Genomic DNA, 13,585 nt, shown 5'->3' with positions numbered 1-13,585 from the left:
CTGCTCGTCCGGTGTGCGCGACCGTGGCGTCCGGCCGGTGAGCGGCTAGGTGTGCGGTGCGGTCGCCCGGTGCGTACCGGATGACCTGGCCAGAAGCCTAGCCTCGACCACTTCCGGTTGGTCATCGCGGTGGTCGGCGTGTTCCGTCAGTGTTCCGGTGCGGTACTCGCGGACCATTGTCGGTTGACCTTGCTTGCATGATCTTGCGTCAATGTCAACCCCCTGACCTGCGAGGACGAGCCATCCCAGTGAGCCTGGCCATGACTCGGCGTGTTAACCTGGAGTCACCGAAAGGGGCAGAGGACATATGGTTTTCAAGGTCGGAGAGACCGTCGTCTACCCGCACCACGGTGCTGCGCTCATCGAGGCTATCGAAACACGGATGATCAAAGGCGAGGAAAAGCAGTACCTCGTCCTGAAGGTCGCCCAGGGAGACCTGACGGTTCGCGTGCCAGCGGACAATGCCGAGTTCGTCGGCGTCCGCGACGTGGTCGGCCAGGAGGGCCTGGACCGGGTGTTCGACGTTCTCAGGGCGCCGCATACCGAGGAGCCGACTAACTGGTCTCGACGCTATAAGGCCAACCTCGAAAAGCTCGCGTCTGGCGACGTGAACAAGGTTGCTGAGGTCGTTCGTGACCTCTGGCGCCGTGAGAAGGATCGCGGCCTCTCGGCTGGCGAGAAGCGCATGCTGGCCAAGGCTCGGCAGATTCTGGTCAGCGAACTCGCGCTCGCCGAGGGTACTGACGAGGAAAAGGCCGAACTACTGCTCGACGAAGTGCTGGCTACCGCCTCCTGACTTTGAGCGTGCTCGCGCTCGTCCCGGCCGCTGGCGACGGCGTTCGGCTGGGCGCGGGCATGCCAAAGGCATTGGTGCAGCTCGGCGGTGTCCCACTCGTGGTCCGCGCAGTCCGAGGGTTGTTGGACTCGGGCTCGGTCGACCATGTCCTGGTGGCGGTACGAAAAGCTGATATGGCTGATGTCCGGGAGTTGTTCGCCGACCGGTCGGGTGATCGTCCGTCCGGTGAGCTGTCCCGGATCGAGGTGGTCGCCGGCGGGGCGGACCGGGGTTCCTCGGTGGCCGCCGCGCTGTGGTTCGGTGCGCGCAGGTATCCCGAGGCGGACACCGTACTGGTTCATGACGCCGCGCGTTCGCTCACGCCGCCGGCGTTGGTCAGTGCGCTCGTCGCGGCGGTTGCCGGTGGGGCGGACGCCGTGGTCCCGGTGCTGCCGGTGGCCGACACGATCAAGGAAGTCGATGTGGCCGGCGCGGTGATCGGTACCGCCGACCGGTCCGCCCTGCGCGCGGTGCAGACGCCGCAGGCGTTTCGGCTGGCGCTGCTGCAGCGGGCGTACCGCGCGGCCGGCTTCGACCCGGACTCTCCCGGCGGCCCGGACTCGAGCGGCCCGAGCTCCGGCTCGGTGGCCACCGACGACGCCGGGCTGGTCGAGCGCCTCGGCGTGCCGGTGCACACGGTGCCCGGCGACCCGCTCGCCTTCAAGATCACCACCGCGTGGGACCTGCGGATCGCCGAGCTGCTGGTGTCCGGGTGACGGCAGCGACCCCGCCGCTCCCGGCGACGCCGACCCCGCCACCGCCGACGCCGCCGACGCCGCCGCCGACCCCGCCGACCCCGCCGACGCCGCCGACGCCGCCGACCCCGCCGACGCCGCCGACGCCGCCGCTCCCGCCGACGCCGCCGACGCCGCCGACCCCGCCGACGCCGCCGACGCCGCCGCTCCCGCCGACGCCGCCGACGCCGCCGCTCCCGCCGCTCCCGGCGATCCCGAGGGTCGGCTTGGGCACCGACGTCCACCCGGTGACGCCGGGGCGGGACTGCTGGCTCGCCGGGCTGTACTGGGCCGGGGTGCCCGGCTGTGCGGGTCACTCGGACGGCGACGTGGCCGCGCACGCGCTGTGCGACGCGCTGCTGTCGGCGGCCGGTCTCGGCGACCTCGGCGCGGTGTTCGGCACCAGCGACCCGCGCTGGGCGGGTGCGCACGGCGTCGCGCTGCTCACCGAGGTGCGGCGGCTGCTGTCGGTGGCCGGCTGGGTGGTCGGCAACGCCGCGGTGCAGGTGATCGGCAACGCGCCGCGGATCGGTACCCGCCGGGACGAGGCGCAGCTGGCACTGTCCGAGGCGGTCGGCGGTCCGGTGTCGGTGTCCGGCACCACCACCGACGGGCTGGGGCTGACCGGGCGGGGCGAGGGCATCGCCGCGGTGGCCACCGCGCTGCTCGTACCAGCTCCGCCCGACTAGTCCGAGCAGGACACGACAGCCGGACGGGTGACAGCGGCTGTGACGATCATCGCACCGGAAATCGGAGTCGGCCGGACATCACCGCGCGCCGCCGATCCGGGGCCCTCGCCGCCGCGGTTCACGGTGCTGCAATCTCCGCACCGGCGACCCCGTATCATTTGGTCGTGTGAGTCTGCGCCTCTATGACACTGCCACCAGAAGTGAGCGGGAGTTCGCCCCGCTGCGGGCCGGGGCAGCGTCGATTTACGTCTGTGGCGCGACCGTGCAGGGCATGCCGCACATCGGCCACGTGCGCAGCGGTCTCAACTACGACGTCATGCGCCGCTGGCTGGGCCGGGGCGGGTTGGACGTGACGCTGGTCCGCAACGTCACCGACATCGACGACAAGATCCTCAACAAGGCGGCCGAAGCGGGCCGGCCCTGGTGGGAGTGGGCGGCCACGCACGAGCGGGCGTTCGACGCCGCGTACCTGGCGCTGGGCTGCCTGCCGCCGTCCATCGGTCCCCGGGCCACCGGCCACGTGCCGCAGATGATCGAGCTGATGGACCGGCTGATCTCCAGCGGGCACGCCTACGCCGCCGGTGGCGACGTGTACTTCGACGTGCGGTCCTATCCCGACTACGGCGCGCTGTCCGGCCAGCGCCCCGACGAGATGCAGCAGGGCGAGTCCGCCTGCGGCAGCAAGCGCGCCGCGAACGACTTCACCCTGTGGAAGGCGGCGAAGCCGGGGGAGCCGGCCTGGCCGACCCCGTGGGGCCCCGGCCGGCCGGGCTGGCACCTGGAGTGCTCGGCGATGGCCAGCATGTACCTCGGGCCGGAGTTCGACATCCACGGCGGCGGCCTCGACCTGGTCTTCCCGCACCACGAGAACGAGCGCGCGCAGTCCCGCGCGGTCGGCGACGGCTTCGCCCGGTACTGGACGCACAACGCCTGGGTCACCCTGGGCGGGGACAAGATGTCCAAGTCGCTGGGCAACACGCTGTCCATCGACGTGCTGCTGCAGCGGGTCCGGGGTGCCGAGCTGCGCTACTACCTGGTGGCACCGCACTACCGCTCGATGATCGAGTACTCCGACGCGGCGCTGTCCGAGGCGGTCGCCGCGTACCGTCGGATAGAGGCGTTCCTGCACCGGGTGCGGGAGCGGATCGGGGTGCCGACGCTGTCCGACGGTGTACTGCCGGCGGAGTTCGTCGACGCGCTGGACAACGACCTGGGCACACCGGGCGCGGTCGCCGCGATCCACACCGTGGTGCGGGAGGGCAACGCGGCCCTCGACTCGGGGGACCGGGCGGTCGCCGCTGCCGCCGCCGCCTCGGTGCGCGCGATGACCGACGTACTGGGGCTGGACCCGCTCGGCGAGCAGTGGCGCCACCAACAGGGCGCCGCCGAGGGCGCGGCCGGGGTGGCGCTGTCCTCGCTGGTCGAGGACCTGCTCGTGCAGCGGGCCGAGGCCCGTGCCCAACGAGACTTCACCACGTCGGACGCCATCCGGGACCGGCTACTCGCCGCCGGCGTCATCGTCGAAGACACCCGCGACGGCGCCACCTGGACGCTGAAGGACGGTTGAAGAGCAGGGCATGACGCCTAAGTCATCCGGCCGGCTGTGCCGCGCTGTGCTGTTCCCGCCCCACGGCGTCGCCGTTCGCCCCCGGTACGAGAGCCGTACCGGCGGCCCCCTTCCCCTGACCCGGTGCGACGCATCCGGGCACCCGCACCACCGATCACACGACATGAACCTGGTGTCGCGGAAACGAGGTCGTCTTACCCGTCTCCGGCGCCCAGGCGGACGCCTCGCGGCGTTGTCGGCACGGGCCGATACAACAGCGGTATCGGCCCGCACCTCCGCCTTGCGATTCATCCACCTGGATCACCGGATCCGGGCAAGGAACCTCGTTACCACGACACTAGGAGACAAGCCCTGATGGCCGGCAACTCACGCCGACACGGCGCGATCCGCAAAGCTGGGACCAAGAAGGGCGCGGTGGTTGGCTCAGGCGGTCAGCGTCGACGTGCCCTGGAGGGCAAGGGGCCCACGCCGCCCGCCGAGGCGCGGCCCGGGCACGTCGCGCACAAGCGCGCGGCGGCCGCCGCCAGGAAGGGCGGCGGCAAGCCCGCCGCGAACGTGGCCGGCCGGGCGCGCAAGCGCAGCGGCGACGTGGACACCGCCGAGACGGTGTTCGGACGCAACCCGGTGGTGGAGTGCCTGCGCGCCGGGGTTCCGGCCACCGCGCTGCACGTGGCGCAGGCCACCAACGCCGACGAGCGGGTCGCCGAGGCGGTCCGACTGGCGGCCGACGCCGGCATCGCGATCCTCGAGGTGCCCAAGTCCGAGCTGGACCGGATGGCCAGCGGCGCACTGCACCAGGGGTTGGCGCTGACCGTGCCGCCCTACGAGTACGCCCACCCCGACGAGCTGCTGGAGACGGCGCAGGAGTCCGACCGGCCGCCGCTGATAGTGGCGCTCGACGGGGTGACCGACCCCCGCAACCTCGGCGCGGTGATCCGCTCGGCGACCGCGTTCGGCGCGCACGGCGTGCTGTTGCCGCAGCGCCGCTCGGCCGGTGTGACGGCGGTTGCCTGGCGTACCTCGGCGGGCACGGCGGCGCGCATCCCGGTGGCCAGGGCCACCAACCTGACCCGCACCCTGCGCGAGTACGCCACCGCCGGGCTGATGCTGGCCGGCCTGGATGCCGACGGCCAGGTCAACGTGGACGAGTTCACCCTGGCCGCCGACCCGCTGGTCGTCGTGGTGGGCTCGGAGGGCCGGGGGCTATCCCGGTTGGTGCGCGAGACCTGCGACGTGACGGTGTCCATCCCGATGACCGGGCCGGCGGAGTCGCTGAACGCCTCGGTGGCGGCCGGCGTGCTACTGGCCGAGGTCGCCCGGCGGCGCCGGCACTCCCGGGGGCACTGAGCCCGACGCTGAGCCCGACGCTGAGCCCGACGCTGAGCCCGACGCTGAGCCCGACGCTGAGCCCGACGCTGAGCTCGGGGCGCCGGGCTTCGGGGGAAGAACCTGCCTGCGCCGGACCGGGCGCTCTCCGGGACGCTGAGGCCCGATTGTCCGGCAGGAGAGGTACCGTTCGGCGGTGAGCAGCTCCGTGACCAGCGAGCCACTGTCCGGGCGGGAGCGGGAGGCGTGGCGGGCCGTGCTGGTGTTGGCCGATACGTTGCGCGGCCTGGTGTCCGGTGCGGTCGCGCCGGCCACCGGGTTGAGCTCTGCCGACTACCTGGTGCTGAACAGGCTGAGTGACGCGCCGGAGAATCGGTTGTCCGGCCTCAAGGCGCTGGCGGCCAAGCTGAACTGGTCGGCGAGCCGACTCTCGCACCAGCTCAAGCGGATGGGCTCCCGCGGCCTGGTCGAGCGGGTGTACGAGGAAGGCACCGGCCAGCTCACCATGACCGCGACCCCGCTCGCCGAGCAGACCATGCGGGTGGCCACCGCCCTGCACGACGAGGCCGTGCGGCGGTACTTCCTGTCCGTTGCGACGGACGAGGAGCTGCAGGTCATCATCGATGTCGCCGCGCGGATCAGCGCCCAGCGCACCGCCCAGGACGACTAGCTCCTCGCCAGGAGAGCGGCGGGGCGGCGGAGGCGGGCGAACAGGCGGCAGCCCAGGTAACAGAGGAAGATCAACGTCGCCACGTAGCCGGAGATCGGTACGCCGGGGCCGAGCGACAGCAGCACCCCGCCGATCAGCGAGACCTCGGCGAACACGACCGCGAGCACGGTCACCACCACCGGGTTGGCGGACACCCGGGCGGCCGCGGCGCCGGGGGTCACCATGACCGCCAGCACCAGGATCGCGCCGACCGCCGGTACCGCCAGCGCGGTACTCAGCCCGATCAGCACCGCGAACACGATGGACAGCAGCCGAACCGGTACGCCGCGCGCGGCGGCCACCTCGGGGTCGGCGCTGGCGAACAGCAACGGCCGGTAGTACACCGCGAGCGTGCCGATCACGACCACCGCGCAGCCGACGAGCAGCCACAGGTTGGTCGAGTCCACCGACACGATCGAGCCGGTGAGCAGCCCGAACTTGTTCTGCGAGCGCCCCGGGTAGACGGCGAGCAGCAGCACGCCGACGCCCAGCCCGAAGGCGAGCACGACGCCGATCACCGAGTCCCGCTCGCGCTGGCGCAGGCCCAGGAAGCCGAACACCACCGCCGCGACCAGTGCGCCGGCCACCGCGCCGAGCCCGACGTTGACCCCGGCCACCAGCGCGGCCGCGCCGCCGGCGAAGCCCAGCTCGGACGTGCCGTGCACGGCGAACGCCATGCCCCTGGTCACGATCAGCGGGGCGAGCAGCCCGGCGATGAGGCCGAGCACCGCGGCGGCCATCAGCGCGGTCTGCACGAACGGCAGCCGCAGCGCCGCTCCGGTGCCGGTGAAGTCGAACAGCCGACCCAGGATGTCGATCATGCGGTGTGCTCCCGGTGGCAGCCGGGATCCTCGGCGCCGACCACCACCAACCGGTCCCGCACCCGCAGTACGTCGACCTGGGTGCGGTACAGCTCGGACAGCACCTCGGTCGTCATCACCTCGTCGGGTGTGCCCACCCGGAACTGCCCGTTGACCAGGTAGAGCACCCGGTCCACCAGCGGCAGCACCGGGTTGATCTCGTGCGTGACGAACAGCACCGCGGTGGCCGCCTCGGTCCGCCGCTGGTCGATCAGCTCGCTGACCACCCGCTGGTTGGCCAGGTCCAGGGACAGCAGCGGCTCGTCGCAGAGCAGCACCGACGGGTCCCCGACCAGCGCCTGCGCCACCCGCAGCCGCTGCTGCTCGCCGCCGGACAGCCGCCCGGCGGCCGAGTTCGCGTATCCGGTGGCACCGACGGCGGCCAGCGCGGCGTCGACCCGGTCGATCCGCTCCCGCCGCGCCCGGCGTCCGATCCGGAGGCCGAGGCGGTGCCCGTCCAGCCCGAGGCCGACCAGGTCACGGGCCCGCAGCGGGACGTCGACGTCCATCGCCTGCTGCTGCGGGATGTAGCCGACCCGGGTGCCGGCGCCGCCGGGGGCCCGGCCGTTGACCCGCACCGTGCCACCGGTCAGCTCGCGATGGCCGAGCAGGACCTTGAGCAGGGTGGTCTTGCCGGAGCCGTTGGGGCCGAGTACCGCGACGAACTCGCCGGCCTCGATCCGCAGGTCAAGCCCGTCCCAGAGCACGCGCTCACCCAGCGCCATCCGCGCCCCGCGCAGCTCGACCGCCGGGACGCCGGCCGGCGGCTCGGAACGGGGCGCCGGGGGCCGCTCCTGGCCGGGTGCGCCCGAGGGCGGCCGGTCCGGGCCGGGGCCGGGATCGTTCTGGCGCAGCGAGGCGCCGAGCGTCGTCATCGATGGTCGCCCAGCGCGGTCGCCAACTGGTCGATCTCCCCGCCAATCCAGGTCACGTAGTCCATGGTGCCCGCGGGGAGTGTCTCCGTCACTTTGACGACCGGTACGCCGGCCGAGTTCGCGGCCTGTTCCACCTGACTGGTGGACGAGCTCTCAGTCTGGCCGTTGAGCAGCAGCGCGGACACCTTGGCCGGACCGTTGAACAGCGCCAGGGTCTGCTGCAGCACGGCGGCCGGCGGGTCGTTGCCGTCCTCGATCGCGTGCGAGAAGGCCTCCGGGGTGGCGTTGACGAGCCCGGCCTGCTCGGTGAGGTAGAGCGGGACCGGCTCGGTGATCGCGATCCGGGCGCCGGGGTGCGCGGTCTTGATCGCGGCGATCCTGCCGTTCAGCCCGTCCAACTTGGTCTTGAACGCGGTCGCGTTGGCCCGGTACTCGGCCTCGTTCGCCGGGTCGGTCTTGCTCAGGTCGGTGCTGAGGGTGTCGGCCAGCTTGGCCATGGTGGGCAGGCTGTAGAAGACGTGCTCGTTGAAGTCGGGACCGCTGTCCAGACCGGACAGCTGGGAGACATCGATCACGGTCGGCTTGCCGCCGGAGGCGGTCACCAGCTTGCCGCCGAAGTCGTCGTAGCCGCCGCCGTTCTGGATCAACAGCTTCGCCTCGCTCACCGCCGCCGCGTCGGCCGGTGTGCTCTCGTACTCGTGCGGGTCGGCATCCGGCGAGTGGATGATCGAGGTGACCTTGACGTGGTTGCCGCCGATCGCGCTGGCGATGGACCCGTAGACGTCCGTGGTGGCCACGACGCCGACGGTGCCACCGGCCCCCGGCGGAGCGGTCTGCGACGGGGCGGCCGGCGCGGAGCCGCCCTCCCCGCAGCCGGCCAGTGCGAGTGCGGCGGCCACGGCCAGGGCGGCGAGCAGGGTGGCGCGGGGTCGGGAGGTCATAGCTGGAACCATACCCGAAAGTGGTAATCGTTGTCGTTTGATCCGGTCTGGTCGATGTCGCCGTTCCGCCACCGGAACGCGTCGCCGCCGACGTGGCTGAGGACGGCGTTGACCCTGAGGCGGCTCACTACCCGGCAATCTTCTGAACCGTTACGGTTGCGGGATGACTCGCAGCCCGCGCGTCCGGCGGCCCGCCACTCTGGCGTCCCTGGCCGCCGAGCTCGGGGTGTCCCGAACCACCGTTTCGAACGCCTACAACCGGCCCGATCAGCTCTCCGTTCAGCTGCGCACCCGGGTGCTGGAGACGGCCCGGCGGCTGGGTTATCCGGGCCCCGACCCGGTGGCCCGATCCTTGCGCACCCGGCAGGCGCGCGCCGTCGGTCTGCTGCTCACCGAGGAGCTGTCCTTCGCGTTCCGCGACCCGGCCGCGCTCGGCTTCCTGGAGGGTCTGGCCAGCGCCTGCGAGGACGCTGGCCAGGGCCTGCTGCTGATGCCGGCCAGCCGGGGCGACACCGACGTCAGCGCGGTGCACCAGGCCAGCGTGGACGGCTTCGTCGTCTACTCGGTGCCCGAGCGCGACCCGCACCTGATGGCGGTGCTGGAGCGGCCGCTGCCCACCGTGGTGGCCGACCAGCCGATGGATGTCGAGGGCGTCGACCGGGTCGGCGTGGACGACCGGGGCGGCATGCTGGCGATGGCCAGGCACCTGGCCGACCTCGGCCACCGGCGGATCGGGGTGATCTGCATGCGGCTGAGCAACACCCGCTCCGACGGCTACGCCGACCTGGCCCGCCAGCGCCGGGCCACCTTCCCGGTACAACGCGAACGGCTGCGCGGGCTGCGCGAGGGCTTCGCCGAGGCCGGCGTGGACTGGGGTGAGGTGCCGGTGGTGGAGCGCTTCGAGCACTCCCGCGAGGCCGGTGCTTCGGCGGCCGCCGAGCTGATGGACGCCCATCTCGGGATCACCGCGCTGGTCTGCACCTCCGACGTGCTGGCCCTCGGCGCACTGCGCCTGGCCGAGGAGCGCAACTGGGGGGTGCCGGAGTCCCTCAGCGTGACCGGCTTCGACGGCGTGCCGGAGGCGATCCGGGCCGGACTGACCACGATCCGCCAGCCGGTCAAGGAGAAGGGCCGGATGGCCGGCCAGCTGCTGCTGAACCGGGGCGACCGCACCGACCCCCGCTCGGTCATCCTGCCCACCGAGCTCATCCCCGGCGCCACCAGCGGCCCACCGCCCGCCGCCGACCGCTGGTTTTCCGGCCTGTAGCGGTTACCGCTGGCCGGGCAGGCCGAGCGCGTGCAGGAACGACCTCGCCCAGCGGTCCACGTCGTGGATGAGCACCTGGCGGCGCATCGCCCGCATCCGGCGCCGGCCGTCCTCGGGGAGCATGGTCAGCGCCTCGTAGAGGGTGTTCTTCACCCCGTCCAGGTCGTGCGGGTTGACCAGGTACGCGTCCTTCAGCTCGATGGCCGCGCCGGCGAACTCGGAGAGCACCAGTGCGCCGGACAGGTCGAACTTGCAGGCCACGTACTCCTTCGCGACCAGGTTCATGCCGTCACGCAGCGGGGTCACCAGCATGACGTCAGCGGCAACGAAGAAGGCGGCCAGCTCGTCGCGCGGCAGCGACTGGTGCAGGTAGTGCACCGCCGGGTGGCCGACCCTGGCGAACTCGCCGTTCATCCGCCCCACGGTGAGCTCGATGTCGTCGCGCATCTGCTGGTAGTGCTCGACGCGTTCCCGGCTCGGCGTGGCCAGCTGCACCATGACCGTGTCCGAGGCATCGATCCGGCCGTCCATCAGCAGCTCGTGGAACGCGTGCAGCCGCAGGTTGATGCCCTTGGTGTAGTCCAGCCGGTCAACCCCGAGCACGACCCGCTTCGGGTTGCCGAGGTCGTCGCGGATCTGCGCGGCTCTGGCCCGCACCGCCGGTGTCTTGGCCAGTTTGTCCAGCGCCGTCGAGTCGATCGAGATCGGGAACGCGCCCACCTTCACGGTGCGCCCGTCGTAGGCGATCTCACCGGGCCGGCCGCCGGTGCCGGTGGTGCTGCCGGAGAGCCGGCTGCCGGCCAGGTGGGCGGCCAGCCAGCGGAAGTTGCGGACCCCGCCGGGGGTGTGGAAGCCGACCAGGTCGGCGCCGAGCAGTCCCTGCACGATCTGGGTCCGCCAGGGCAGCTGCATGAACAGCTCGGTGGGCGGGAACGGGATGTGCAGGAAGAAGCCGATCCGCAGGTCGGGGCGCAGTTCGCGCAGCTGGCCGGGGACGAGCTGCAGCTGGTAGTCCTGGATCCACACGGTGGCGCCCGGCGCGGCGACCTTCGCGGCGGCCTCGGCGAACCGCTGGTTGATCTGCACGTAGGTGTGCCACCAGGACCGATGGAACACCGGCGGCGCGACCACGTCGTGATAGAGCGGCCACAGCGTGGCGTTGGAGAAGCCCTCGTAGTACTCGTTGACCTCGTGCTCGGACAGCGGCACCGGGTACAGCAGCAGCCCGTCCTGCACCTCGGGCTCGACGTCCACGTCGGACATCCCGGCCCAGCCGACCCAGGCGCCGTCGCGGCCGTGCAGCATCGGCTCCAGCGCTGTCACCAGGCCACCGGGGCTGCGCTTCCATGATTGGCTGCCGTCCTCGCCGACGACGAGGTCGACGGGCAGCCGGTTGGCCACCACGATGAAGTCGGACATGCCACTTTGGTTCACGACCACCGACCCTACTTCGCCCCGGCGCCCGGCGCGGTGACCGGCACGGGTGGCTTCAGTGTGCTGGTCATCCACTCGCCGAGCGCCACCCCGCCGGCCAGCGCCAGTCCGATGGCCAGCGCCAGCATCACGGTGACCAGTCCGTCCGTCACTCCGCTCACCGCGAGCTGGTAGAAGCCCTGGTAGGCGGTGAGACCGGGGAGCAGCGGGGTGATCGCGCCGAGGGTGATGACCAGCCGGGGCACGCCGGTCAGCCGGTGCAGCAGTCCGGAGACGATGCCCAGCCCGATCGCCGCGATGCCGGTGGCCACCACCGGGCCGAACTGGGCCTGGGTCAGCAGGGTGTAGATCACCCAGGCGGCCGCGCCGGTGCCGGCCGCCGACGGCAGGTAGCGCACCGGGGAGTAGCTGGCCAGCGCGAACAGCCCGGAGGTCATCCCGGCGGCGAACGCCCGCACCGCGAGGGACAGGTTGCTGCTGGGCAGTGGGCCGACCACCGAGAGCTCGACGCCGAACACCAGCGCGGCCTTCAGTACCAGCACCACGCCGCCGAGCAGACCCGCCGAGAACATGGTGATCTCGCCGGCCCGGCCGGCCGCGGTGAGGAAGAACCCGTCGATGGCATCGCGCACCGCGCCGACCACGGACAGCCCGGACAGCAGCACCGTCAGCGCGGCGGCCACCACCAGGGAAGGTTGTACACCGGCCGGCAGCAGCGAGAAGTAGAGCAGCGTCGCGGTGATCCCGGTGGCCAGCAGTGCACCGGTCATCTGCTGGAAGAACATCGGCAGCTGGTACCTGTTGAGCAGCCGGCCGATCCGGTCGATCACGCCGGTGGCGAAGAAGGCCACCACCGAGGCGACCGCCCCACCGCCGAGCAGCACGGCCACCGAGGCGGCCATCCCGGACCAGGCCAGCGTGGTCAGCCAGCGCGGGTAGGGGTGGCGGGCGCGGGTGATGGCGTCCAGCTCGGTGGAGGCCTCGGTGAAGCCGAGCACCTCGCGCTCGACGCGGCCCACCAGCCGCGCCAGGTCGGTGAGCCGGGTCAGGTCCATCGACCGGTAGCGAACCAACCGCATGGTGGTCACCGGCGGCGCCACCATGCCCCGGTGGCAGCTCATGGTGATGGAGGTGAAGGTGATGTCCACCTCACAGGTCGGCAGACCGCCGGCATCGGCCAGCCGCAGCATGGTCGCGGTGGTCTCGGCGACGCCCTCGCCGCTGGACAGCAGTACCTCGCCGATCCGCATGGCCAGGTCCAGCACCTGCAGTACCTGGCTGTCGTCGGGCACGCTGGGGCCGGCCTCGGGCGCCGCCCCCGGGATCATGACCGCCTCCGTGGTCACCCCGTTGTCGCTGTGCCGAAGGTGCCAGCGGCCGTTCAGGTCGTGCAGCCAGCCGCCCCGATGCCCATTGGGCGCGGGCTGGCTTTCGGGCTGGGCCTCGGGCGGGCGGCGGGCCGGCGTCCGTCGGCGCAGTGCCAGCCGAGCCCGCTGGCCGAATCTGGTCACCGCGCCAGGTCACCGCCCGCCGAGGTCCGCGCCCGTCCCCGCTCGGTTTCGGCGAGCGGTAGCGCCCACTCGGTGATCGACGGTGTCATGGTGTCCAGGGTAGGGGCGGGGATGCCATGATTATCCCGTCGCGGCAGTGACGTCGCGCGCGCCGGTGTAGCTCAGTGGTAGAGCAATCGCCTTGTAAGCGATAGGTCGTCGGTTCGACCCCGACCACCGGCTCCAGCTCACGCGATTATCTGTCTGATCGGCGTTGTGTGATCATGTATGTTCGGCCCCGGGCCTGAACTGTAGGCAACAACGGTGTTGGCGAGGCGTCTGTCAGGCCAGGTTCGGGTGCACCGACTCGGTCTGGGGGGTGACGAGGACCAGTGCCACATGTGGGCCGAGGCCGCGCCGCAGCGCGCGGGCTGGGTCACCTTCCAACAGTCGGCGAAAGCGCCCCTGTGGAGATGCCTGGAGTACCACATGGCTGGCGCCGCGGGCCCGGGCCAACCGGGCGATCGCAAGGCCGGCGTTGCGTGTGACGATAACGTGGCCGTCCGCTTCGAGGTGACGGTGGGCGAGTCCCTCGATCGCGGCCGCGACGATGGCGCGTTGTTCCTCCCGTTCGCGGCGGGTCGGCAGAAGCCCGGGGTTCGGGAGCCCGAACGCGGATCCGTGCACCCGAGCGATGCTTACCACCGCCGTTGCGCCGCCGTCAGCCAGCGACGAAGCCCTGTCGATCGCGGTTTCACTGATCGGTGAGCCACTCGAAGCGAGCACCACGGCGACCGGGGCGGCGCGGCCAAGGTCGCTTCGTCGTCGGTTCCGGAGAAGCGTCCAGAGTGCGGTCAT

The 13,585-nt window shown here is 71.9% G+C and carries 13 protein-coding genes and 1 tRNA gene; 8 read left to right on the top strand and 6 right to left on the bottom strand.

Annotated elements, in window-relative coordinates:
* The first annotated feature begins 307 nt into the window (after positions 1-307).
* From ACTXG6_RS03780 to ACTXG6_RS03755, 6 genes are all read left to right on the top strand, one after another.
* Complete coding sequence (locus tag ACTXG6_RS03780) at positions 308-796, top strand: CarD family transcriptional regulator (protein ID WP_028924515.1); 489 nt, start codon at positions 308-310, stop codon at positions 794-796.
* A 2-nt stretch (positions 797-798) separates the two neighbouring features.
* Positions 799-1,551 (top strand): 2-C-methyl-D-erythritol 4-phosphate cytidylyltransferase, encoded by a 753-nt coding sequence (gene ispD / locus ACTXG6_RS03775; RefSeq protein WP_445186362.1) that lies wholly within the window; start codon positions 799-801, stop codon positions 1,549-1,551.
* Positions 1,552-1,781: 230 nt separating this feature from the next.
* Positions 1,782-2,258: a 2-C-methyl-D-erythritol 2,4-cyclodiphosphate synthase gene (gene ispF, locus ACTXG6_RS03770; protein WP_445189900.1), complete on the top strand. Its 477-nt coding sequence runs from the start codon at positions 1,782-1,784 to the stop codon at positions 2,256-2,258.
* Between the two features lie 166 nt (positions 2,259-2,424).
* Positions 2,425-3,825 carry a cysteine--tRNA ligase gene (gene cysS / locus ACTXG6_RS03765; RefSeq protein WP_445186361.1) on the top strand — a complete coding sequence of 467 codons (1,401 nt, stop codon included), beginning with the start codon at positions 2,425-2,427 and terminating at the stop codon, positions 3,823-3,825.
* 354 nt (positions 3,826-4,179) lie between these two features.
* Positions 4,180-5,172, top strand: coding sequence for a 23S rRNA (guanosine(2251)-2'-O)-methyltransferase RlmB (gene rlmB / locus ACTXG6_RS03760; protein WP_445186360.1), 993 nt, complete (start codon positions 4,180-4,182; stop codon positions 5,170-5,172).
* Between the two features lie 175 nt (positions 5,173-5,347).
* On the top strand, positions 5,348-5,821 hold the full coding sequence (locus ACTXG6_RS03755) for a MarR family winged helix-turn-helix transcriptional regulator (protein WP_445186359.1): 474 nt from the start codon (positions 5,348-5,350) through the stop codon (positions 5,819-5,821).
* Here the strand turns inward: ACTXG6_RS03755 and ACTXG6_RS03750 are convergent.
* The 3 genes from ACTXG6_RS03750 to ACTXG6_RS03740 all read right to left on the bottom strand — a co-directional run bounded on the left by ACTXG6_RS03750 (position 5,818) and on the right by ACTXG6_RS03740 (position 8,536).
* The gene (locus ACTXG6_RS03750; RefSeq protein ID WP_445186358.1) at positions 5,818-6,681 is read right to left on the bottom strand and encodes a metal ABC transporter permease; all 864 of its coding nucleotides are present in this window, start codon (positions 6,679-6,681) and stop codon (positions 5,818-5,820) included. The two genes, ACTXG6_RS03755 and ACTXG6_RS03750, sit on opposite strands and share 4 nt — an antisense overlap.
* A complete protein-coding gene (locus ACTXG6_RS03745; protein WP_445189899.1) occupies positions 6,678-7,445 on the bottom strand; it encodes a metal ABC transporter ATP-binding protein in 768 nt (255 codons plus the stop codon). The genes ACTXG6_RS03750 and ACTXG6_RS03745 overlap by 4 nt, the downstream gene beginning before the upstream one ends.
* Positions 7,446-7,591: 146 nt before the next feature.
* Positions 7,592-8,536: a metal ABC transporter solute-binding protein, Zn/Mn family gene (locus tag ACTXG6_RS03740; RefSeq protein WP_445186357.1), complete on the bottom strand. Its 945-nt coding sequence runs from the start codon at positions 8,534-8,536 to the stop codon at positions 7,592-7,594.
* A 163-nt stretch (positions 8,537-8,699) separates the two neighbouring features.
* Between ACTXG6_RS03740 and ACTXG6_RS03735 the strand changes: the two genes are divergently transcribed.
* On the top strand, positions 8,700-9,803 hold the full coding sequence (locus tag ACTXG6_RS03735) for a LacI family DNA-binding transcriptional regulator (protein ID WP_445186356.1): 1,104 nt from the start codon (positions 8,700-8,702) through the stop codon (positions 9,801-9,803).
* Between the two features lie 3 nt (positions 9,804-9,806).
* Here the strand turns inward: ACTXG6_RS03735 and ACTXG6_RS03730 are convergent, their stop codons facing one another.
* Entirely contained in the window at positions 9,807-11,222 is a 1,416-nt protein-coding gene (locus ACTXG6_RS03730) for an alpha,alpha-trehalose-phosphate synthase (UDP-forming) (protein ID WP_445189898.1), read from the bottom strand.
* 26 nt (positions 11,223-11,248) lie between these two features.
* Positions 11,249-12,748 carry a threonine/serine ThrE exporter family protein gene (locus ACTXG6_RS03725; RefSeq protein WP_445186355.1) on the bottom strand — a complete coding sequence of 500 codons (1,500 nt, stop codon included), beginning with the start codon at positions 12,746-12,748 and terminating at the stop codon, positions 11,249-11,251.
* A gap of 150 nt (positions 12,749-12,898) precedes the next feature.
* Here ACTXG6_RS03725 and ACTXG6_RS03720 point away from each other — a divergent pair.
* A tRNA-Thr gene (locus ACTXG6_RS03720) sits at positions 12,899-12,973 on the top strand.
* A gap of 96 nt (positions 12,974-13,069) precedes the next feature.
* Here the strand turns inward: ACTXG6_RS03720 and ACTXG6_RS03715 are convergent.
* A complete protein-coding gene (locus ACTXG6_RS03715) occupies positions 13,070-13,585 on the bottom strand; it encodes a universal stress protein (protein WP_445186354.1) in 516 nt (171 codons plus the stop codon).

Source organism: Pseudonocardia sp. Cha107L01 (assembly GCF_052566575.1).
This window is presented reverse-complemented; position numbering and strand designations above follow the sequence as displayed.

Bases quoted from the DNA above. Each gene is read 5' to 3' on its own strand.
- ACTXG6_RS03715 (WP_445186354.1), bottom strand. From the start codon at position 13,585: ATGACCGCACTCTGGACGCTTCTCCGGAACCGACGACGAAGCGACCTT.
- ACTXG6_RS03740 (WP_445186357.1), bottom strand. From the start codon at position 8,536: ATGACCTCCCGACCCCGCGCCACCCTGCTCGCCGCCCTGGCCGTGGCC.
- ACTXG6_RS03745 (WP_445189899.1), bottom strand. From the start codon at position 7,445: ATGGCGCTGGGTGAGCGCGTGCTCTGGGACGGGCTTGACCTGCGGATC.
- rlmB (WP_445186360.1), top strand. From the start codon at position 4,180: ATGGCCGGCAACTCACGCCGACACGGCGCGATCCGCAAAGCTGGGACC.
- ACTXG6_RS03750 (WP_445186358.1), bottom strand. From the start codon at position 6,681: ATGATCGACATCCTGGGTCGGCTGTTCGACTTCACCGGCACCGGAGCG.
- ACTXG6_RS03735 (WP_445186356.1), top strand. From the start codon at position 8,700: ATGACTCGCAGCCCGCGCGTCCGGCGGCCCGCCACTCTGGCGTCCCTG.
- ACTXG6_RS03730 (WP_445189898.1), bottom strand. From the start codon at position 11,222: ATGTCCGACTTCATCGTGGTGGCCAACCGGCTGCCCGTCGACCTCGTC.
- ACTXG6_RS03780 (WP_028924515.1), top strand. From the start codon at position 308: ATGGTTTTCAAGGTCGGAGAGACCGTCGTCTACCCGCACCACGGTGCT.